Source organism: Blautia liquoris (genome assembly GCF_015159595.1).
In the GTDB taxonomy this organism is placed as follows: Bacteria; Bacillota; Clostridia; order Lachnospirales; family Lachnospiraceae; genus Novisyntrophococcus; species Novisyntrophococcus liquoris.
The window spans coordinates 2,671,631-2,694,021 of record NZ_CP063304.1 but is presented as its reverse complement, the minus strand read 5'-3'; the positions used below and the strand labels follow the sequence as shown (position 1 = coordinate 2,694,021).

The following is a 22,391-nucleotide window of genomic DNA, read 5'->3' as shown; positions in this document are numbered from 1 at the left end:
GTATCGAATTTTAATAGTGGATGATGAAGTGAGAATCGTTCAAAATCTTAAACAAATAATGGATGATGCATTTGATGATGGAATAGAAATAAGGACAGCTACTAGTGGACCAGAATGCTTAAGAATATTTTGGGAATGGAAATTTGATTTATTGATAACTGATATACGAATGCCGGGAATTGATGGAATTGAATTAGTGAAGGGCATACGAGAGAGCAACGAAACATTAAAAATAATAGTTATTTCTGCTTATGAAGATTTTGAATATGCAAGGACACTACTTCCGTTTGGAATCGTTGATTATTTAGTTAAACCGATAGGCGTGGATCGGATTTTGCATCTAGTTAATAAAATTATGCAAGACAGTTATGAGGTTAGGGTGAGGCCTTCTAATGCGTCAGACGATGCAGCTGAAAAATATAATATAAAGACAATAATTTCAGACGCAAAATTATATATTCAACAAAATAAATATATATCAATATCCTTAGTCGATGTAGCGGAAGACTTACATGTCAGTAAATCTTATTTGAGCGCAACTTTTAAACAAGAAACTGGAGAAAATATTACTAATTATATTAATGATATTAAACTGAAAGAAGCAAAAAAACTTTTGTTAAAGACAGATAGTACAATTAATGAGATATCTGAAAAACTAGGATATAATACTCCAAAATATTTTATAGAAAGATTCTCTAAAAGTACTGGGATAACACCAGCTAAATATCGGAATCTATTACATAAAAAAATATAAATATTTTGGTATTTTGTAGAAATAAAATGCATTATAAAATAATATTTAAAGTGATATGATGAAACCACATAAAATAATAATTTTATTTATTAGAAGGGAGAAGATTATGAGAAGTAAGAAATATGTTGTTTCTGTCTTATGTGCTATCTTCATTTTTTTAATGTTATGTGGTGGATGTCAGAAAAATGATAAGGATGATGCAACAGCAAAAGGTAAGGAAATTACTTATTTTTATAATGCAAGTAATGAGGTTGAAAGAAAAATTACAGAGGAAGCGATAAAAAGATACGAAAAGAAGTCTGGAAACACTGTAAAAACAACTACAATGGAAGGGGAATCCTATAAAACAAAGATTAAGACGAGTGTAGCATCTAATACATTACCCGATGTTTTTAACTATTGGACTGGTGAACAATTTCAAACAATAGTAGAGTCAGGAAATGTTATGGATTTATCAGATTTGGTAAATGCAGATACTGAGTACAAACAACAGTTTATAGATGGCGCTTTTGATGAAGTTACGGTTCGTGATAAGGTATACGGAATTCCTACATCGGTTACCGGACAAATCATGTTTTTTAATAAAACGCTATTTGAAAAAGCAGGTATAAGTGAAGTCCCTTCAACAATTGAAGAACTTGAAGAGGCTTGTGATAAGCTTAATGATGCGGGAATTACTCCAATCATATGTGGTTCAAAAGACAGATGGCCTTTATTAGGGTGGTTTTCTTATTTGGCAGTAAGATATGGAGGAGTAGAGTTGTATACAGATGTAACGAATGGTAAGAGTGATACATCATTTGCAAATCCCGAATTTGTTAGGGCAGGAAAAAAATTAAATGAAATAAGCCAGAAGTATTTTATTAATGGTAGTATGGCAATCGATTCTACAGCTGCACCAGCTCAGTTTACGGCGGGTCAGGCCGCCATTTTTATCGGTGGGACATGGGACATTGGAACATTTGCTTCAGAAGATCATGCACTAGAAAACATTGAATTTGCACCATTTCCAGCGGCAGAGACTGATGAGGACGCTGTGTATGGTGGTATTGCTAACTGCATGGCAGTTGGTGCCTCTAGTGATAAAAAAGAAGAAGCGTATGACCTTATCAAGGAGATTATGTCTGTGGAAACAGAAACAAAAAAGGTAGAGGAAACCGGAAGCTTAAGTTGTATGAAAGTTGATGTCGATAAAGATAAAATGATTCCCTTAGCATATGATCTGACTGAGTATTTTAATAAGAGAGCATCAGGTTTTTTCCCCTATACAGATCAAGCTTTAAATCCCGAACAAGCAGAAAGACTTTTAAATGCAATGACGGAAATTATTGCTTCACCGGATGCGGATGTAGAAGAACAACTACAAGCAATTAAATAGTACCAGAAAAAGAGAGCCTTTTTCTATCCATAGAATCGGATATAAAAGGGCTCTCTTAGGATAGGAGAATTAAAGATGAAAAATGTTAAGATGCGCATAAGGCTCTTCTATATGTTGCCAGCTATGGCTTTTTTTATAGGGCTTGTTATAATTCCAGTAGGAATGTCACTATATAATAGCTTTTTTGAATGGAATGGTATAAATACTAAAATTTTTATTGGACTTGGAAATTTTAAAGAGCTAATAAAAGATAAGCAAATTAGTGGAGCATTAATCAATACCTTAAAATTAACTTTTGCTTCAACATTTTTTCAATTACCAATAGGAATGGTTATAGCATTGTTAGTTACAGGTAAAAAAACAAAATTCAAAGGATTGTTTCAATCTGTTTATTTTCTACCTGTAATTTTGTCATCTTCTATAGTAGGAATTTTGTGGACACAAATATATGAACCTAATTTGGGACTAGTGAACTTGTTATTGGAAAAGTTAGGGTTAGAACGGTTTCAACATGCCTGGCTAGGTGAGCCACAAACAGCATTGTATGCAGTTATATTCGTTATGCTGTGGTTTTATGTAGGGAATTACGTCTTGATCTATTATGGTGCTTTAGAGTCCATTCCCTCTGATATTTTGGAATATTCAGAGTTAGATGGTGTTCCGCCTGTAACAAAATTTTTCAAAATACAGCTTCCATTAATTTGGCCAACTATTCAGCTGACTACAATGTTAGTGGTTGTGAATTCGCTTAGATATTTTGATTTGATTTATATAATGACAAAAGGTGGGCCAAATCATTCAACAGATGTTTTGGCAACGGTTATCGTTCGCGAAGCATTTGATTCTATGCGTTTTGGTTATGGAAGTGCAATTTCTATGTTCCTGTTCTTATTAGGGACAATATTTATAGTTATCATTAACCGATTAATGAAGAAAGAAAGTGTCTATTAAACTTAGAGGTAGAGAACATGAATTCAATTAAAAAAACAGGATGGATCTTAATACACACATTACTACTTATATATGCATTACTAATTATTTTGCCAATTGTATGGATGGTTTTTTCTTCGTTTAAAGATAATATTTCTTACTTAACTGACCCATGGGGAATGCCAAAAGTGTGGCATTTTGAAAACTATCTAAAAGCATGGGATAAAGGTGTCCAAAACTTTTTGGTTAATAGCATCTTTGTGTCAGCAATAACTTTGTTTTTTGTACTCTTATTTAGTACGATGTTTTCCTTTATGGCAGCACGTTTTCCCTTTAAAGGGGCATCAACTATCGTATTTTTGTTTTTCGCAGGAAATATGATTCCAATTCATTGCGTGCTAATTCCACTTTTTAGTACAGCAAATAAAGTGGGCTTAGTAAACAGCCTATGGTCACTAATAATTCCGTATATTGCTTTCAATTTGCCAATGGCTGTCTTTTTGACATATGGGCATTTCCAACAATTACCAAATGAGTTACAAGAAGCTGCTACGATAGATGGATGTAACACTAATCAAATGTTTCGGTATATTTTTGCTCCATTAGCAAAACCTGCACTCGTGACTGTATTGATTTTAACACTGGTAAGCGTTTGGAATGAGTTTAGCTTCGCGTTGATATTTATTAATGATGCAGAAAAACAAACCATTCCACTTGGTTTAATGACCCTTAAGGGAACATATCAGACTGATTATGCTGCGTTGACTGCAGCACTTACGATGGCGTCACTTCCAATTATATTAATTTATATATTTATGTCAAAAAAAATCCAGGCAGGACTAACTGCAGGTGCGGTGAAAGGATAAATGCCGCATGGACGAGAGCAGAGTTAAGCGGGACGGACCTTATGAGAGCCCAGTGTAGTCGGAGGGTCAATCATGTTCTACAATGGCTATTAAATTAATCATTACTGCCTTTTCTTTATAAAAGCTAAATGATATACTGAAAGCTATAAGAGAGATTTTCTATAAAGGTATAGTCGATAGTGATGTGATGTTACGAAGATTTATAATTGAAATTCAAAAATTCCATTTAGCTTAATCATCTGTGGGGGTACAACTTATGCCAAATAATTTGAATTGTCCTGAAGAAAGCACAAATACGGTAAAGAGTAAAAACAAATTGTCTATGCTTCTTTTAATTATAGTTTATCTTGGGATTTGGGCTGTTTCAATCATTGCATTCTGGTTTTTCATTAATGAGTCTGATGCAATGGGGTATAGCATTATGGTTATGTGGGGAATTCTGCCTGTTACAACTTTTGTGATCTCTTTGATAATCGGAAAGAACAATTATATGGGAAAAAGGAAATGGATTTTTTCTGTTGTATTTGGTATTATGTATATGCTTGCTGAGTACGCAACCTTTAGCACCGCCAACATGATTACTTTTAAAAAAATCAATGCACCGCAGTTCGAGATGATTTTAGTTGGCATAATTGTTTCCATTGTTGGAATGGGCATAGGATCTGGGATCAAATATGCAAAATCTAATTTATGATAGGATAATAGATAATTGAATTTTGATTTGAGAGGAGATCTGGGGATGATTACCATCCGGCTGACAAGTCCCATGGAGGATGTGATCAAGGTATCCGTATTCCATTTTGAAGGAACCGCCTATAAGGGTCCTTTTGAAATAGTTGAATGATAAAATTATCTGATTTCAAAAAAAGCATATGGAAAAGTTCGTAATGATAAGGACCGTACTAGAGAATTACATCTCTGGTGCGGTCCTTGTTAGCTTTTTCAATGTGAAATCCATTCAAATAGTCAACAAAATTAATTCCAAAGCTGTCTTTAAAAAGGCGAAGCAAAGTGTTATGAATAACTGCGGATGAAACTTTGATTTAAGTAGGATGCAATTGTTTTATCGAAAATATGAAAGCGCTTTCATAATGAATAGTAAAAAATAATTGGAAATTATGCACAAATATTATAACGAATAACAGTTGAATACAACGAAAATGATATAAAAATACGTTTTATTATTGACTTATTCTTGTGAAGAGACTAAGATCGAATAAAGATATAGAAACCGATTTCATAAATTATTGTCATTTATATAATGTTAAAGGGAGGAATGTCAGAATGGATAAAGTGGCAGTGTTTGGTAGCTTTGTAGTTGATTTAATGGCAAGAAGTCCACATCTTCCAGTACCGGGTGAAACTGTAAAGGGTTCTATGTTTAAAATGGGACCAGGCGGGAAGGGATTTAATCAATGCGTAGCTGCAAAAAAAGCAGGAGCGGATGTTACAATGATTACCAAAGTGGGTAACGACAGTTTTGCAAACGTTTTATTAGATACGATGAAAGAGTTGGACATGTCACAAGACTACATTTTTGTCAACAATTCTACGGAGACAGGAATTGCATTAATTACTGTTGATGAAAGTACTAGCCAGAATGAGATTATTATTGTTCCAGGTGCCTGTAATACTATCACAGCGGAAGAGGTTGCGAGCGTTGAAAGTATTATTAGTAGAAGCGAATATGTTCTTCTTCAGTTGGAAGTGAATCAGGATGCTAATGAAATGGTGGCTGAGCTTGCAAATAAATATAATTGTAAGGTTGTTTTAAATACAGCACCATATGTTCCTGTTACAGATGATTTTCTGTCGAAATGTTATATGGTAACGCCAAATGAGGTGGAAGCAGAAGCAGTCACAGGGATAAAGGTAACGAATTTTGATTCTGCAAAACGAGCAGCAAAATTTTTCAGAAACAAGGGGGTGATAGATATAGTGATAACTTTGGGAGATCGCGGTGTATTTGTCTCGACACATGGAAGAGAAGAAATTATTCCGGCATACAAAGTTAATGTTGTTGATACTACAGGTGCTGGAGATGCTTTTAACGGTGGACTTATTACAAGCCTTGCGGAAGGAAAAAACTTATTGGAAGCAGCAAGGTTTGCCAATGCGCTTGCAGCACTATCAGTACAAAAGATGGGGACAACGCCATCAATGCCATCTCGCAAAGAAATAGAGACTTTTTTATCAACTGCTGAACAGGTAAATTAAAGGAGGAAGCAAAATGTTAAAAGGGATACCGGAGATTATCGGATCGGATTTGTTAAAGGCTTTGGCGGATATGGGACATGGAGATATTTTGGTAGTTGCAGATCATTTTTATCCACCCTATTCAAAATCTCCGAATGCTGTGAGCGTTCAAGCGAAAGGAAATACAGCACCAGACATGATTGATGCAATTTTAAAGCTCATGCCACTTGATGTAGAATACTGTGAAACCCCATTGGAATACATGGTTCCAGATGAAAGCTCAGGAATTATTATGGAAAATTGTGATACGTGGAACGAAGCTATTGCGGCTGCAGTAAAAAATGGCTATAAAGAGGATTGTGCAGGGCCTCTTGAACGATCAAAGTTTTATAAAAAGGCGGGTAAAGCGGTTTTGACTGTGTGTACAAGTGAGACTCGGCCTTACGGATGCTTTATATTACAAAAGGGCGTTATGTAAGATTACTGTTACATTGGGTGTAGTAAAATTTCAAATATATAAATACGAGGGAGATTAAAAATATGAAATTAAGAAAATTATTATCGATATTATTAGCAAGTAGTTTGATCTTTTCATTGCCAGCATGCGGAAAAAAAGCAGGAACTTCATCAAAAAGTGCCGAATCGGTAGATAAGGGAAAAGAGTATCATGTGATTTATCTTACGCCATCAACAGCTTCCCAGTTTTGGACATATGTTGGAATCGGCATCGAAAATGCCATGAAGGATATCGAGAAAAATGAAGGAATCAAGGTGGATTATGATGTGGTCGGGCCTGCGGAGGAGAGTCAGACAGAGGATTATGTGACTACTTTTGAAGAGTGCATTGGAAAAAAACCAGATGCAATTGTTACAGCTACTCTGGCAATTGATGCCACAGTACCTAAAGCTCAGGAAGCTACAAATGCCGGAATTATTCTTAATTTTGTTAATTGCGGTATCGGTACTGGGGACGATGGGGCAAATGAGGAAAATTATAATGAGTTTTATTATTGCTCTAATGATACGATCGGAGAGATGGCCGCGCAGGCATTTAAAGATGCTATGGATACTAAAGGTATTAAAGAAGGTATTCTTGGGATGAACACAAACGTGGAAAATGAAGCATTGAATCATAGAGTAGATTCATTTAGAACAAAGATAGGTGAAATTGCACCAGAACTTGAATTGACAGATACATATTATAATGGCAATGTTGTTGAGACAGCTCAGGAAAATGCAGAAAATATAATCTCTACATATGGAGAGAAACTTATTGGTATGTATTCAGGTAATAATATTACAGGCGATGGAGTTTGCAATGCAGTTGCATCAGCAAATGTCGGAGAGAAATTCGTTAATGTAGCAGTTGACTCTGATGATATAGAGATTCAGGCGCTTAAAAATGGTGTACTCGATGCAATCATTGTTCAGGATGCTTATACTCAAGGATATAAATGTATGGAGAATGCACTTCAGACTTTAATAAGTGGAAAAAATCCAGAATCCGAGAAACAGGTGAATTGTCCACCCGTTGTTATTACAAAAGATAATATGGATGAGAAAGAGATGCAGGATCTTTTAGACCCAACGAGACTCAAAAAATAGTTACTTAATAACTTGTTTTTACAAATAATTAACGAAGATTTGATGTAAAGGGCATAGATTTGTGCCCTTTACGAAAGAAGAGGAAAACAATCATGCAGGACACAATTTTAAAAATTGAAAATATCAGTAAATTTTATCCTGGTGTAACGGCTCTGAGTAATGTGAGTTTTGAGGTAAATGCAGGTGAGGTTAGAGGGCTCTGTGGAGAAAATGGTGCAGGAAAATCTACACTTATTAAGTGCGTCATGGGCGTCGAGCGACCGGACAAGGGCAGAATATTGATGAATTATAACGGCGAATGGGTTGAAAATACGAGTGCGATGAAGGCTCAAAGCCATGGTGTATATGCAAATTACCAAAATGTTAATATCTCACCTGAACTTAGTATCGCGGAAAATTATTATCTTGGACGTCAGCCAAAGGGAAGATCTGGTAGAATCGACTGGAAGAAAATGTATAGAGATAGTCAGAAGATTATTGACCAATTTGATATGAATGTTAATCCAAGGCAGAAAATTTCAAGCCTTCCTATAGCGATGCAGGCAATGGTTACAATAAGTAAGATCTCCGTAAGCGATGATCTGAAGATTGTGATTTTTGACGAGCCCACGGCTCTATTGGAGAACGAAAAAGTTGAGACACTTTATAAATTTATCAAAGAACTAAAACGTAAAGGTGTTAGCGTTATTTACATATCACATCGTCTGGAAGAAATTATGGATGTTTGTGATACGGTTACAATTTTAAAAGATGGTACGTATATTGACACAAAAGCGATTGAAAATGTAACGAAAGACTCATTAATTAAGATGATGGTCGGAAGAGAATTATCGGATATATATAATATTAAGAAAAGGAAATCTGGAGATGAGCTTCTTAGAATTGAAAATTTTAGCGACAGTTTCAACTTTAAAAACATTAATTTTTCCCTTCATGCTGGTGAAATTATAGGATTTGCAGGACTAGTTGGATCTGGGCGAAGCGAGATTATGAGAGCATTGTGTGGCGTCGAGAAACGATTAACTGGTGATACATATATTAGAGGAGAAAAAGTTAGAATTAAAAATCCGTCATCAGCTCTGGAACATGGTATTGGTTTCCTTACAGAAGATCGACGTATGGACGGATTAGCACTAATCCTTCCAATAAAAATTAATGTTAACATGAACTCATATAATAGAATTAGTAAAAGTGGTATTATTTCCTTAAAGAAAGAATCAGAAAGGGCAAAAAAATATTCCAGTGATGTTAATGTTAAAACTCCTAGTATCATGCAATTAGCGGGAAACTTATCAGGTGGGAATCAACAAAAAGTTGTCATTGCAAAACTTCTCTGTAGAGATCCAGATATATTGATCTTCGATGAACCTACAGTAGGAGTTGATGTGGGCGCTAAAGAAGAAATTTATAAGATTATGGAGAAACTAATTGCAAACGGAAAGGGTATTATTCTTATTTCTTCCTATCTTCCGGAAGTGATGGGATTGTCAGATCGATTGTTTGTGATGGCGCAAGGCACTATTAAAGCTGAGTTTAATCTTAATGATACAAAGAAAATAAGCGAGGAAGATGTATTGAAAAAGGCATCTGATGAATGCTAGGGAGGATCAACGTGAAAAGAACAAGGAAAATAAAAATTGCGGGAAATGCACTTCAACAGACGGAATTTACATTAGGCCTGATTATTGTTATATTATTTGTAGCATCTTCTATTTTTACAGATAATTTTTTAACACTCTACAACGTTACAAATCTAATGAAACAGTGTGCAATTATTGGCGTCATGGCGGCTGCACAGACATTGGTAATCATAACCGGTGGTATTGATATAAGTGGCGGCGCTATTACAGGCCTTTCTTGTATGGTGCTGGCTCTGTTACAGAGAGATACAAGCATGAATTTAGTAGTAACGCTAATTATTGCCCTTGTAATTGGAATAGTAATGGGCTTTTTAAATGGTGTAATTATTTATGATTTGAAAGTCCCTCCTATGATTGCAACACTTGGTATGCAGACAATTGTTCGTGGATTTGTGAAAATAATTAGTAAGGCACTAACTGTTACAGGAATCAATAAACACATTCTGAATATGGGAAATACCAATATTTTCGGAGTGCTCCCTGTATTGGCTATCATATGGTTTGTTGTTGCGATTTCTATATGGTTCATTCTTAAGTACACAATTTTGGGGAGAAACCTCTATGTAGTAGGCAGTGGGGTTGAAGTTGCAAGGTTAAGTGGTATTAAAGTCAGAAAAATGTTCTACGCGACTTATGCCTCAGCAGGTCTTTTATATGGAATAGCAGGCATTATGCTTGCAGCCCGTGTACAAAGTGCTTTGCCAACTGGAGGGGAAGGCTATGATATGAATGCCATTGCGGCAGCTGTCATAGGAGGTGCATCATTGGCCGGAGGAAAAGGAACCATTACCGGAACCCTTCTCGGAACGATTCTTATGGTGCTTATTAACAATGCGGGAGTACAGTTTGGATTGAACACGCATGTTCTTGAAATAACAAGCGGAATTTTAATAATTTTTGCAGTGACAATGGACATGCTCAAGAATAGGAAAAAAGCCTAAAAGGAGAAAAAATGAAAAAAAATATTTCGAAATACCTAGACAGCACTTTATTAAAAGCAGATGCGACACCGAATCAAATTGTTGAAATATGTAAAGAAGCCAGGAAATACGGATGTGCCTCTGTGTGTGTTAATTCATGTTATGTACCTTTAGTTTCTGAAAATCTTGCAGAATCAGATGTGAAGACTTGCTGCGTAGTTGGTTTCCCATTAGGAGCATGCAGTACAGAAACAAAAAAAGCTGAAACCATCAATAGTATAAAAAATGGTGCAGATGAAGTAGATATGGTTATAAATATAGGAATGGTAAAAGCTGGTAAGTGGGAATGTGTCAAACGAGATATTGCTGAAGTTGTATCCGTGTCTGAAGATAAAATTGTAAAGGTTATTATTGAGACTTGTCTACTTACAGATGAAGAGAAAGAAAAAGCATGTCTGGCTGCAAAAGAAGCAGGAGCTGATTTTGTAAAAACTTCTACGGGCTTTTCGGTGTCAGGAGCTAAGATAGAAGATATTAGACTTATGCGTCAAACAGTGGGAGCTGATATGGGGGTTAAAGCATCTGGTGGCATACATGATTATAAGACTGCAAAAGCTATGATTGATGCGGGGGCAACTCGTATTGGAACAAGCAATGCAGGAGCAATTATAGCCGGTTCCAAAGCTATATAATTTTGTTTTCATCCAATATAATATAATAGCAGAAAGACTTATTGACTAAAAGTTTTGAAAATGATACGGTAATAAGTAATGAAAGATTACAGTAAAAGGATGAAACAAAAAATGAATATATATGATATTGCAATGGAGGCAGGGGTATCTCCGGCAACTGTTTCACGAGTCGTTAATGGGAATAAGAACGTTAAGGATGAGACGAGAAAGAAAGTTTTAAAAATTATTGAAGAAAAAAAATATGTCCCAAATTCTCTTGCAAGAAATCTGAGCGTTGGAGATTCTCAAAATATTGCATTTTTGGCTCCGGATATTGAGAATCCATTTTTTAGTAAGATATTTCATGGTCTGTTGGACACAGCGAATCAATATGGTTACAACGTATTTATGTATGGAACAAATGATGATTTATTAACAGAACACCGTATTCTTGATGAAATAAAAAAAGAAATGATCAAGGGAATTGTTATTATTCCAATTAGTGACAAAGATAAAGGAACAGCGGAGAGACTAGAAAAAATTCAGAAAAATCAAATTCCAGTCGTATTATTAGATAGAGATATTTGTCAGTCTGATTTTGATGGAGTCTTTTCAACAGATTATGAGGGAGCTTGTGAGGGAGTGCAGTGTCTGATACGAGCCGGGCACAAAAAAATTGCAATTATTACAGGTGAGCTAGATACAAGACCAGGAAGGGAACGTTTCAGAGGTTACAAAAAGGCGTTGAAAGATGCTGATATTAAACAGCGGACTGAATATATTGTCAATGGAATGTTTAAAGAGGCAGAATCTTATGATGCATGCAAGAGATTAATGGAAATAGATGATCGCCCAACAGCAATTTTTACATCCAGTAATCTTACAACTCTAGGCTGTTTAAAATATTTGAAAAAAAACAATCTGAAAATTGGTCGGGATATCTCGTTGGTTTGTTTTGATGAGATCAGGGAGCTTCAATATTCGGATATTTGTTTGACCGTTGTAGATAGACCAATATATGAAATGGGTTGTGCCGCTCTTGAGCTTTTAGAATACAACTTTCTTATGGAAAACAAAATGAAAAATGAAAGAATTGTAAAAAAGACGAACCTTTTAAAAACGAAACTTATAGTTCGTGGCTCCGAAAAATACGTGGTTTAAAGACATATTAATAAAAGGGAGGAATAATGTATGGTTCGAAAGATTAATTAACCGGTGGTTAAAAAGATACCCAATATATTAATAATCTCTCAATGGCAGAATCCAGTTATATTTGGTAAAATAAAAGAGATGAAATTCTTATTAATTCTACCAATAGGGGGTGTTTCTATGCCAATGAATACAGTAGTGAAGGAAAAACGAAAAGAACTTGGACTAACTCAGGAACAGGTAGCTAATTATCTTGGAGTGTCAACACCTGCAGTAAGTAAGTGGGAAAAGGGAGTATCATACCCGGATGTAGTTTTGATGCCTCCATTAGCAAGGCTTTTGGAGACAGATTTAAATACCTTAATGTGCTTTCGCGAAGAACTAACCAGAAAAGAAATCGTTCTATTTATGAACAAAGTGACGGAGGTAACTCGTAAAGAGGGCTTCGAGCAAGGTTATGCGTTAGCCATGGAGAAAGTACGTGAATATCCGGGGAGTGTGGAACTGATTCATGAGATTGCAATGTTGTTACAGGGATTATTGATGATGACAGAATGCTCCTTTGAAAAAAAGGAAACCTACAATGGATATATTACTCAGTTATATGAACGTGTAGCAAAAAGTGAAAATCCAAAATTTGTACAGAGGGCAAAATATATGTTGGCATCCAGTCTGATAGTATCCGGGGAATACGACAGGGCCAAAGAAATGCTAGATACATTGCCAGAATATAATGCCTTGGACAAAAGAGATCTTCAGGCAAGGCTTTTAATGGAACAAGGGAAAAATGATGAGGCAGCAAGGATATTGGAAAGAAAACTAATGACAAATCTTCAGAATAATCAGATGTTATTGGATAATCTGGCTAAAATTGCTGTCAAGGAAGGGGAAGAGCAACATGCAGACAGTCTTGCAGAATGCGCCAGAAAAGAAGTAGAGACGTTTAAAATGTGGGAATACGGTGCATATGTGGTTCCGCTGGAAGTTGCAATTTCGAAAAAGGATGTTCATGACAGCATCTCAATATTAAAAGCTATACTTGACGCATTACTCGTCCCATGGGATATCAAGCAATCACCAATTTATAGACATGTTGATAAAAAGGAAAAGAAGGAAAAGGAAGAGAACTTTGGAAAACAGGTTTTACCATCTCTGTTATCTGAGATGGAAAGAAACTCAGAATATGATTTTCTTCGTTCTGCCCCTGAGTTCCAACAATTGTTAGAACGGTACAGGGACAAATGTTAATCTATTAGTCTCAGGCTTTCACGGCCCACCGTAACTTAGCACAACGAGCACGGCTGTTGGAGTTACGTTCCCCGGCGGATGGTCGGATAGGCTCAGGTGCTATTTCACGATAGACGCCTTCCCGGTAAAACTTCTGAAAAGACTTTTTTACAAGCCGGTCTTCTCCAGAATGAAAGGTAAGAATAGCAGCCCTTCCGCTGCAGACTAAAGCGGAAGGGATTTTTTCCAATAAGTCATATAACGCCTCATATTCGTTATTGACATCAATTCTAAGTGCCTGAAAACACCGTTGGCAGGATTTTTTAACTGCGTCATTTCTTTCCGACTCCGGAATGAACTGGAGGGCATCATTAATTACTTCTTGTAATCTGGTTGTTGTAGATATGTCATTCCCTTTTTTTAATTCTCGTACAATAGCGTGAGATATTTCAGCGGAATATGTCTCATCTGCATTTTCTAAAAACATACCTTCTAATTCATTTTGTGAAATTGTTTCCAGACGCTTTGCAGCAGAGATTCCTTTGGTTGGATCTAAACGTAAATCCAATGGTCCTTCCATCTTAAAAGAAAATCCACGTTCTGGATTATCAATTTGCATGGAAGAGACGCCTAAATCTGCTAAAAGAAAATCGAGAGGTCCGGATTCCAAAACAACTTGATCAATATCGCGAAAATTCATTAATTTGGTTGTGAAAATTTCAGGGCCAAACCCTTTCTGTTCTAAACGTTCTTTCGTACGGGGTAATTCAATGGGATCTACATCCAAGGCGTACAGATGACCTTTATGCTCTAAACATTTGAGCATCTCCAAAGAGTGACCACCATATCCAAGTGTGGCATCTAATCCGATCTCTCCGGGAGTAATGTGTAAGATATCCATTATCTCTTTTACACAGATCGGACGATGCATACCAGCAGGAGTACCACCTTTTTGAATTACCTTTTCCACAGTTTCTGCGTATTTATCTGGCTGTAATTCTTTATATTTTTCCTGAAAAGTTTTTGGATGAGTTCCTTTGTATCTTACACGTCGCTGATGTTTCTGATCTGACATTGCTTTGTGCCTCCATAATCTTTATATTCCGCTTGCTTTCAGCCGTTCTTAATAACCTTATGTTATCATATCAACTGTATAAAGACAATGTTAAAACTTAGGTTACACAGGTATGCTTTTGGTGCCGCAGTAGTGTGTTCCCGAAATGAAATGAATGAGATGTGGGCGGACTTGATTGACATCAATGCCGGGTCAATCATAACTGGAGAGTCTGATATTAAGAGTATTGGAACGAAATTATACAAACCAGCACTCATTAAAAGTTCTTGGTCACTTAGTTTTTCCCAAGGATGCTCACCACCTGTATGCTGATCGGTTGGGATCTGGAGTAAGAAAATTATTTAAATATAGTAAATTTTATTCTGGTAAAGACCGATCTTTCAGGATGGAGATATCTTTCGAACTATCGTTCCATTAGACGATGAGTATTCTTTCGACTATCGTTTGGGAAATAATACTGACGTGATGACTGACGGTAAAACTGACGCAATGACTGACGGTAAAACTGACGCAAAGTTTATAGATGATTCTTTTCAGAGATTAACGGATACAGAATCTAAAATTCTGGAACAGATAAAGGAAAATCCAACAATTACACAAAGACAGTTGGCAAATAGATTAGAGTTATCCGACAGCGGAGTTCGCTATGCGATGCGGGAATTAAAAGAAAAAGGTTTACTGACGAGAGTTGGTTCCAATAGGAATGGTGGTTGGAAATTAATATCCTGAGTATGGAAGTATTCTGGCGGAAGACTATATGGGGTATTCGGAAACGTGCGTCCACCGGCACACGTTTCCAATCAATGATATCTCCCCAACCAGAATACATTATTTGCTGCATGTGGAAAATAAGATCCCATAACCAACACCTGGAGTTCCGCCTTTTTCCAGATATTCTGCAAAAGCTTTTTGCAGAGAAGTGTCTCTGGGCAAATCAACAGGTGGTTTCCCGGCATCCTTTCCAAAGATTCTCCAAGAGTCAGTAAATTCCTTACGATTATAACCTTTGATGTAAGAAAAGTCGTCCATGAAGTTTCTGATATTTGAATGAGCAGGAAGAATATCCCGATATCCCGGATAGAGGAGCCAAGAACTGCAGACAATGGGTACGGTTTTTTCAGGAAAGTCTTTCTCAAAAAATCGATATGCTCTTTGGTAGGAATCCATTCGAGTCTTTTCTGAAAAAGAACCGGATGAAGGGATATGCATATTGATTACTTTATCTCCCTTTTTCAGGGTTACTCCTTTCAAAGAATACTCATCCAGAAAAAAAGATGAATATTCATATTGCATGCGTCCCAGGGCAAAACGAGCCGTCTGATAAAAGGGAGGAAACCATGTACGGACAAAGGTACCCCAGATACCATATATATGGCGGCACTCGTTCAGTTTATAAGTAAGGTCTGCTAAAGTATCCCAGAAAATGTCCTCTGAGATATTCCTTTCATAATAAAGTTCTGATAATGGTTTGCAACTCAATAATAACAGCATCATGGACATGGTGTAGCTGTGAATATTCATATCTTTAGCCAGAAGGTCTGCCTGCTCGAAAGCTTTTTCAGATTGGTTATCCATAAATACTTTGATTATATAATCCATACGCCTGTTATATTCGGTTTCTTTTAGAATCTGTCTGTGAAGTCCTTGAAAGAACTCTTGTGCCTCTTCTGGAAAGCCGATCTTTTCCATAAAAAATATTAAAAACTCCTGTTCGTTCATCTGCTTGTTCTCCCCTGCTTAAAAAGTAATGTTCAGTTTTGGTATGGTTATAGTTTAATATGGAATAGAAGATAGCGCAAGAGCTGATGCAGTAACCTTGCCTAATCAGTTAATAGTATTTAATCTGAAAAAGATAATTCCTTTATCTCCCGTTGATAGAACTTCAGCAAGTGGAGCATATGTGAGATACTTTTGCTGAACCCGCCAGAACGATTGCGGGCAATCCACAGCTTGTAATGAATTTTTAACAAGGCATCAAGCTGTGAAGAAAGGCTTTTGAGATCGCTTTTCAATAGTTCCGGTTCTTTGCGGTGCTCTGTCAGAGAATAATAAAGCATGGAGCCGTGGCGTATCATCCGGATCCCGTTTTTCATCTCTTCTATAATAAGGCTGCCTTCAGAGCAGTCAAGGCTTAAACATGAAATCTTTTCTTCCAATTGATTCAGATATTTTTGCAGGCCCATATAGTCCATATGAATGACAGGCTTTTTTGGGGGGATATGATTCGTATCGGCAATCTTGGAAGATAAGGTGAGAAGCCGCTGAATTTTGCTGTCAAACTCTTCAAAGGAGTCAAAACTATACTTGCTTGACATGACAGCAAAACTTAAGGTGGTATTATAAAGGGGTGCATGTTCATAGTAATAATAGTTACCCAGGTCGTAAGCCAGCCGATAGGCATTACCGGATCTGTCTCCATAGATATAATTATTACAAAACCAGGCGGCGGTCTCTTCGGAAGCATCATTTCCGCTCCAGCTGTATAGTCCGGCAAGGCAAAAGGCGGGATAGCTGGATGAGAGATATTGCCAGTGACCTAAATCACCCCAATCAGTAAGAATAATTCCTTTTGCTCCATATTTGATAGAACAGTGTACGGCATCTCTGATGTTTTTGATCATATTATCAGAACGGCCTGTAATTGAACCCCAACTGCTTGTTCCGGGACAAAGACAGTACGAAAGCCCGGTGCTTAGCATTAACTTTGCATGCTCTTCAAAATGGGCATCACCCTCATAAATCCAGTCAAGCAGCATGATATCTTTGGGAAGGGAAGAAACGCTGTCCGGATTCTCCAACACCTGATCGCCCCACATCATCATATGCTTTCCCTTTGAACAGCAGTATTGATGTATATCCTGAACATAATCCAAATAGAGTTTTGAGATTCCGTAATTTTCTGTAAATTCCCTGTTTTTTCCTTTTCCCAGTTCAAATGGTTCGTCCATATTAACATTGACGTAATAAGAAGAAAAGTTAGCCAGTAAGTCATCAAGCATATCCGTTACAAAGTCCAGACTTTTTTCGTCTCTTGTATTTAGGGTCATCGGAGGCCGCCAATAAAGATTTTCGAATAGAAATCCATCCTCACACTCGGCAAGAGAGTTGAGTTGAGGTGCAGCAAGCCATTGTTCCATATGTCCGAGTGTGTTTTGACTGGGAACAAGGTCGATGAAACGACTTCTGGCATAAGCATCCAGCGCCTGAAACTCTTCGGGGGTGACAGGTGTATCATCTGTAAACAGATAAGGATAATTATGGTAGGAGTAGCAATATCCTTCCATATAAAGTTCCACATGGTTGATCCGCATAGCGGCACATTTGTCTAAAAGAGAATACAAAGTCTGCATAGAGGGGACCTTATCGCGCCCTATATCTAATATGATTCCGCGCAGATCCAGAGCGGGGCGATCGATGATTTCTAAAAATGGAAAAGAGCGGTTGCATTGAAGTGAAAGCTGTTTTAATGCGTGCATTGCATAAAAAAGCCCGGCAGCACTTCCGACGAATAAAAAGAACCCTGTTTCGCAAATAGAAACTCTGTATTCTTCGGGATGAATCGTTTCTTTCGTTATGGAGAAATCATATTCATGACAGGAATCAGATGAGCAAAGGGAATGAAGATCAGCTTCAAATATGTAACCTGCGTCAGCACATTGATTAGAAAGGCTCGGATCCATCTTGACGTGAAATTTTCCCGCAGGGAAAAGAAAGCCCGATTTAATGTTTAACTGAATTGGTTCAGGATAAATTCTATACATAACGCACCTCCTGATAATAAGTTAGAAATAGATAAAAAAATAATAATTTATATGAATATAATATCACAGAAAGCCATTACATTCAATAAAATAAAGATAAAATAGGGATTTATAAGGGTTATTGACACACCAAAGAAAAAATATTATAATGGATAGAAATCATATTAAAAGTTTGAAAAATAGGAGAACGAGATGGATAAGATAATTTTTCTTCCACTGGATGAACGTCCATGTAACTACATATATCCAGAATATATCGGAAGAATCAGTGGTATGGATGTGAGAATTGTTCCGAAGGAACTCATGGGGAATTTTAAAAATCCGGCAGATATAGAAAAAATCTGGGAATGGACGAGAGAAGAGGTAAAAGAGGCGTCGGTGTTAATTATTTCAATGGATTTATTTTTGTATGGAGGAATTGTTCCATCGCGCCTGCATCACATCACGGAAAAGATGTGCCAGGAAAGAATTCAAAGAATCAGAACTTTGAAGGAAGAAAATCCGAATTTGAAAATCTTTGCATTTCAGCTGATTACAAGAGCGCCAGCGAGAAACGGCAGTGGAGAAGAACCGGATTATTATGAGAAATATGGATTCCGTCTTTATCGATATGGTGTTTTGAGGGATAAGGAAAGGTTGGAGCTTTTGGATGGAAGAGAAAGAGTTGAAAAAAACCAAATCGAAGAAGAGATTCCTCGGAATATTCTTGCGGATTTTCTCAATCGAAGAGAAATAAATTTTCATAACAATCAAAGCACAGTAGACCTGGTTTCAGATGGAATGATAGATTTTTTGGTTGTTCCTTTGGATGACTGCAGACAATATGGCTATGCGCCAGCGGAAAGAAGGAAGCTTGCTTCTTATGCTGCTGGTAAGGACTTGTTTTCAAAAATTTATTTCTATCCTGGAGCGGACGAGGTTGGCTGCACGTTACTGGCAAGAGCTATAAACACAATAAAACATAAAACCCCCAGGATTTTTGTCGATTATTCCTCTTTAAGGGGACAATTTCAGATACCGTCATATGAAGACCGGAGTATTGGAGAGACGGTACAATATCAGCTTCTTGCGGCGGGCTGCGAGATTGCAGAAATATCTTCTGAGGCGGATGGTATATTGATAGTCAATCCCCCTACAGAGTTTAGCCTTCGTCTGGAAAAAGAACTTATTACAGATGAAATTTTTCTGGAAACGGAGAGAAATCTACAGGCTTTGACGGCGAGAATACAGAAATACTTAAGAAGAAAACAAGTATGTGCGATTGCGGATTGTGCTATTCCCAATATGGCGGACAAGGCTCTTATGCAATTCTTATATGAACAAAAACTATTGAATAAAATTGATGCCTATGCGGGCTGGAATACGTCGTCCAATACACTTGGAACAGTGATTGCACATTTGACTGCATGTTGTTGCCATCCAAAAGAATCAGAAACCCGTATATCCGAGGAATTCCGATTCCTGCGATATATGGAGGACTGGGGTTATATGGCAGAAGTAAGAAGAAAGGTGACTGAGAATCTTCCAACCATAGATTCGAAGATTCATTCCTTAGATTTGGGGGATAAGGCACCGGAAGTGAGCCGAATTATAAAATTAAGACTTGAGCAATTTCAAAAGCGTTATTTCCCTGAAAATGCCAGAGAATTTGACATCCATATTCCTTGGAACCGAATGTTTGAGATTGAAATTGAACTAAAATAAAAGGGAGGAGCTGCCGTTATGCAGCTCCTTTTTCGATTAAATTGCGGACAGCTCCGATTAAACCAGCGTTGTTGTCTAATTTTGCACTTCGAAATTGTAGATCTTTTCGGAAACCAGGCATGATCTTAGAAAGAACTCTTTCACGCAGAGGTACTATTAATAATTCTTCCTGCTGACTGATCCCTCCTCCAATCACAACAAGTTCCGGATTAAAAATATGAATCAAGCCTGTCAGACCCATGGCAATATTATCAATCCAGTTGTCAACAACGCGCTGATATTCGATACTTCCGGCCTTTACCTGATCAAAGATAAACTTTCCATTGATTTGATCAGGGTCTGTTTTGGAGTAAGAATGAAAAGATGGCAGTGCTTCTCGGACCGCTTTTACTAAAGCCGATGCTGATGCATATTGCTCATAGCATCCAATGTTACCGCAGCTGCACATGGTGCCGTCTTTTTGAATGGAGAAATGGCCCAATTCACCGGCGATACCAGTATGTCCCGAAAGCAGTCTGCCGTTACATATGATGCCTCCTCCGATGCCTGTTCCTATAGTAATCATGATGATATCGGAGAATCCGATGGCGCATCCTTTCCAATGCTCGCCGATAATCGCACAATTGGCATCATTGGCGACCGAGACAGGCAGGTGGTATCTGTTCTCCAGTAAATCTTTAACAGGTGTTAAAAGCCAGTTGCTGATATGACCGGCGCTGCCGGTTACTATACCGGATTTTGGATCAATCTGTCCCGTCGCCGATACACCTATTCCGAGCAAATCTGAAGAAACGAGCTTGTTCTTAGACAAAAAGCAGTCAATTTCCCTAAGGACTGTTTTCATGATAGGGGTCTTGTATTTGTCAAAATTAACCGGGGAGGTGTGCGTAAAAAGAAGATTTCCGTCGCCAGTAATAAGTCCAAGCTTAACAGCTGTCCCTCCTATATCTACTCCAAGGTATGTATTATTCATCGCTTTTTTCCTCGATGGCTTTGATAAAGCGGGAGGCAATTTCCAGAGGACGGGTGATGGCTCCGCCCACTACAACTGCATATGCCCCGCACTTCAACATTTGGACTGCCTGTTCGGGAGTGTGTATCTTTCCCTCTGCGATCAGGGGAATATCTATAGCAGCCGCAAGCTTTTGGACAAGTTCGAAGTCAGGTTCTTCCTTTTGGGGGGAATAGTCGGTATATCCGCTGAGTGTCGTTCCGACGAAATCTACTCCACATTTCCATGCGTTAATTCCCTCTTCATAGGTAGAGATATCCGCCATGAGGATCATATCGTGATATTTATCTTTTATTGACTTTATAAACTCATTGATTGTGGTGCCGTCTCCCCGGTTTCTCAAGGTACAGTCTAAAGCGATGATGTCTGTATCTGCAGCTGCCAATTCATCAATCTCTTTCATGGTGGGTGTGATATAAGAGTCATAGCCTTCGTATCTGGTTTTTATGATACCTATTACAGGGAGATTAGTCTCTTCTTTAATTGCTGCAACATCGCGGACACTACTTGTGCGGATACAAGGAGAACCCGCCTCCTTGGCGGCACGAGCCATAAGATACATAACAGACTTTTCTTCCACGTACAGAGGTTCCAAGGGCAGAGCCTGACAGGACACAATTAACTTACCTTTTATTCTCCTGAGAATCTCTTTTTTAGAATACTTCATATATAAATCTCCTATTCTTTTTCTCCCCGTATCATTTCTAAATAGTTGTAAAAAGTAAATTTAGAAATATTTAGAAATTGGCAGACTTTATCACCAGATTTTGTGATCAGAAAAAGTCCTTTTTCATCCAGAAATTTAAGGATGGTCATTTTGTCTTCTTTTGTCAATTGATCACTGGGCTTATTCACCAGCTCGAGACTTTGGGAGATCAGAAAATCTGTTAGTTGTCCGACATTATTGGCGTGAAATTCGATACTTTCTGCAGGGGTTTCTATCTGAGATACTGTTTCTGCCCCTATGAAGGAGGCAAATGATTTTTGAAAGTCCAAAGCCTCTGTAATATCGATATTTACACAGAGGGCACCAATTGTCTCCCCGTTATCATTTGTAAGATAAATAGTACTTGACTTTAACATCTGTCCGCAGCTCGTTTTGGTCATATAATTAAACCGATTGCCGCCTTCGATTTTACCACGCATAATCTCGAGGCCAAGATTACTTCCGCAATCACCCACTTGGCGTTTTGTAACATGCCCGTTTTTAATTGCAACGATAGAGTGCTCATATCCCTTGGACCAATCGTGAAGTGTAACTTCGCAGTTTTCACCAAAAGTGATACAAATCAAATCCATGATTTGCTGGAATAATGGAAGAGCTTCTTCAATAGTGTTCATGGATAAAAATTCCTCTCCTTTATTTTGTGCTTGTTTCATTATATATGATTTGGTTCATGTTTTCAATATTTTTTTTAGAATATAAAATTTAATTATAAATATTTTTGAGATTGTATGGGAAAAATAGGTATAAACAGAATATAAGTAAGATTTATTTAAGAG

22 protein-coding genes are annotated in these 22,391 nt (G+C 37.4%); 16 read left to right on the top strand and 6 right to left on the bottom strand.

The window, feature by feature from the left end; all coding sequences use genetic code 11:
- Positions 1-16 precede the first annotated feature (16 nt).
- The 14 genes from INP51_RS12115 to INP51_RS12055 all read left to right on the top strand — a co-directional run bounded on the left by INP51_RS12115 (position 17) and on the right by INP51_RS12055 (position 13,357).
- Positions 17-754: a response regulator transcription factor gene (locus INP51_RS12115; RefSeq protein WP_193735104.1), complete on the top strand. Its 738-nt coding sequence runs from the start codon at positions 17-19 to the stop codon at positions 752-754.
- Positions 755-860: 106 nt separating this feature from the next.
- Positions 861-2,132, top strand: coding sequence for an ABC transporter substrate-binding protein (locus INP51_RS12110; RefSeq protein WP_193735103.1), 1,272 nt, complete (start codon positions 861-863; stop codon positions 2,130-2,132).
- A 75-nt stretch (positions 2,133-2,207) separates the two neighbouring features.
- Complete coding sequence (locus INP51_RS12105) at positions 2,208-3,083, top strand: carbohydrate ABC transporter permease (protein WP_193735102.1); 876 nt, start codon at positions 2,208-2,210, stop codon at positions 3,081-3,083.
- 17 nt (positions 3,084-3,100) lie between these two features.
- Complete coding sequence (locus INP51_RS12100; RefSeq protein ID WP_193735101.1) at positions 3,101-3,928, top strand: carbohydrate ABC transporter permease; 828 nt, start codon at positions 3,101-3,103, stop codon at positions 3,926-3,928.
- Between the two features lie 256 nt (positions 3,929-4,184).
- Complete coding sequence (locus INP51_RS12095) at positions 4,185-4,622, top strand: hypothetical protein (protein ID WP_230406788.1); 438 nt, start codon at positions 4,185-4,187, stop codon at positions 4,620-4,622.
- A 15-nt stretch (positions 4,623-4,637) separates the two neighbouring features.
- Complete coding sequence (locus tag INP51_RS16325; protein WP_268885794.1) at positions 4,638-4,772, top strand: hypothetical protein; 135 nt, start codon at positions 4,638-4,640, stop codon at positions 4,770-4,772.
- Between the two features lie 440 nt (positions 4,773-5,212).
- Positions 5,213-6,145: a ribokinase gene (gene rbsK, locus INP51_RS12090; RefSeq protein WP_193735100.1), complete on the top strand. Its 933-nt coding sequence runs from the start codon at positions 5,213-5,215 to the stop codon at positions 6,143-6,145.
- Between the two features lie 13 nt (positions 6,146-6,158).
- Entirely contained in the window at positions 6,159-6,602 is a 444-nt protein-coding gene (locus INP51_RS12085) for an RbsD/FucU family protein (RefSeq protein ID WP_193735099.1), read from the top strand.
- A 62-nt stretch (positions 6,603-6,664) separates the two neighbouring features.
- On the top strand, positions 6,665-7,729 hold the full coding sequence (locus INP51_RS12080) for a substrate-binding domain-containing protein (RefSeq protein WP_193735098.1): 1,065 nt from the start codon (positions 6,665-6,667) through the stop codon (positions 7,727-7,729).
- Positions 7,730-7,821: 92 nt separating this feature from the next.
- Complete coding sequence (locus tag INP51_RS12075; protein ID WP_193735097.1) at positions 7,822-9,330, top strand: sugar ABC transporter ATP-binding protein; 1,509 nt, start codon at positions 7,822-7,824, stop codon at positions 9,328-9,330.
- Positions 9,324-10,310: an ABC transporter permease gene (locus INP51_RS12070; RefSeq protein WP_193735096.1), complete on the top strand. Its 987-nt coding sequence runs from the start codon at positions 9,324-9,326 to the stop codon at positions 10,308-10,310. The genes INP51_RS12075 and INP51_RS12070 overlap by 7 nt, the downstream gene beginning before the upstream one ends.
- 11 nt (positions 10,311-10,321) lie before the next feature.
- A complete protein-coding gene (gene deoC / locus INP51_RS12065) occupies positions 10,322-10,981 on the top strand; it encodes a deoxyribose-phosphate aldolase (protein WP_193735095.1) in 660 nt (219 codons plus the stop codon).
- Between the two features lie 99 nt (positions 10,982-11,080).
- Complete coding sequence (locus tag INP51_RS12060; RefSeq protein ID WP_230406787.1) at positions 11,081-12,121, top strand: LacI family DNA-binding transcriptional regulator; 1,041 nt, start codon at positions 11,081-11,083, stop codon at positions 12,119-12,121.
- Positions 12,122-12,289: 168 nt separating this feature from the next.
- Positions 12,290-13,357, top strand: a complete 1,068-nt coding sequence (locus INP51_RS12055) for a helix-turn-helix domain-containing protein (protein ID WP_193735094.1) — start codon at positions 12,290-12,292, stop codon at positions 13,355-13,357.
- A 10-nt stretch (positions 13,358-13,367) separates the two neighbouring features.
- Here the strand turns inward: INP51_RS12055 and rsmH are convergent, their stop codons facing one another.
- Complete coding sequence (gene rsmH, locus INP51_RS12050) at positions 13,368-14,411, bottom strand: 16S rRNA (cytosine(1402)-N(4))-methyltransferase RsmH (protein WP_193735093.1); 1,044 nt, start codon at positions 14,409-14,411, stop codon at positions 13,368-13,370.
- A gap of 489 nt (positions 14,412-14,900) precedes the next feature.
- Here rsmH and INP51_RS12040 point away from each other — a divergent pair, with 489 nt between their 5' ends.
- Positions 14,901-15,140: a winged helix-turn-helix domain-containing protein gene (locus INP51_RS12040; protein WP_193735091.1), complete on the top strand. Its 240-nt coding sequence runs from the start codon at positions 14,901-14,903 to the stop codon at positions 15,138-15,140.
- Positions 15,141-15,239: 99 nt separating this feature from the next.
- Here the strand turns inward: INP51_RS12040 and INP51_RS12035 are convergent, their stop codons facing one another.
- A complete protein-coding gene (locus tag INP51_RS12035; RefSeq protein ID WP_193735090.1) occupies positions 15,240-16,130 on the bottom strand; it encodes an acyltransferase domain-containing protein in 891 nt (296 codons plus the stop codon).
- Between the two features lie 119 nt (positions 16,131-16,249).
- Positions 16,250-18,172: a family 20 glycosylhydrolase gene (locus tag INP51_RS12030; protein WP_193735089.1), complete on the bottom strand. Its 1,923-nt coding sequence runs from the start codon at positions 18,170-18,172 to the stop codon at positions 16,250-16,252.
- A 192-nt stretch (positions 18,173-18,364) separates the two neighbouring features.
- Between INP51_RS12030 and INP51_RS12025 the strand changes: the two genes are divergently transcribed.
- On the top strand, positions 18,365-19,876 hold the full coding sequence (locus INP51_RS12025; RefSeq protein WP_193735088.1) for a DUF4127 family protein: 1,512 nt from the start codon (positions 18,365-18,367) through the stop codon (positions 19,874-19,876).
- Positions 19,877-19,892: 16 nt separating this feature from the next.
- On the opposite strand, the gene INP51_RS12020 is transcribed toward INP51_RS12025, so the two are convergent.
- From INP51_RS12020 to INP51_RS12010, 3 genes are read right to left on the bottom strand one after another with little or no spacing between them, the layout of a single operon-like run.
- On the bottom strand, positions 19,893-20,849 hold the full coding sequence (locus tag INP51_RS12020) for an ROK family protein (protein ID WP_193735087.1): 957 nt from the start codon (positions 20,847-20,849) through the stop codon (positions 19,893-19,895).
- The gene (locus INP51_RS12015) at positions 20,842-21,555 is read right to left on the bottom strand and encodes an N-acetylmannosamine-6-phosphate 2-epimerase (protein WP_193735086.1); all 714 of its coding nucleotides are present in this window, start codon (positions 21,553-21,555) and stop codon (positions 20,842-20,844) included. The genes INP51_RS12020 and INP51_RS12015 overlap by 8 nt, the downstream gene beginning before the upstream one ends.
- Positions 21,556-21,566: 11 nt before the next feature.
- A complete protein-coding gene (locus INP51_RS12010) occupies positions 21,567-22,268 on the bottom strand; it encodes a helix-turn-helix transcriptional regulator (RefSeq protein ID WP_193735085.1) in 702 nt (233 codons plus the stop codon).
- Positions 22,269-22,391 lie beyond the last annotated feature (123 nt).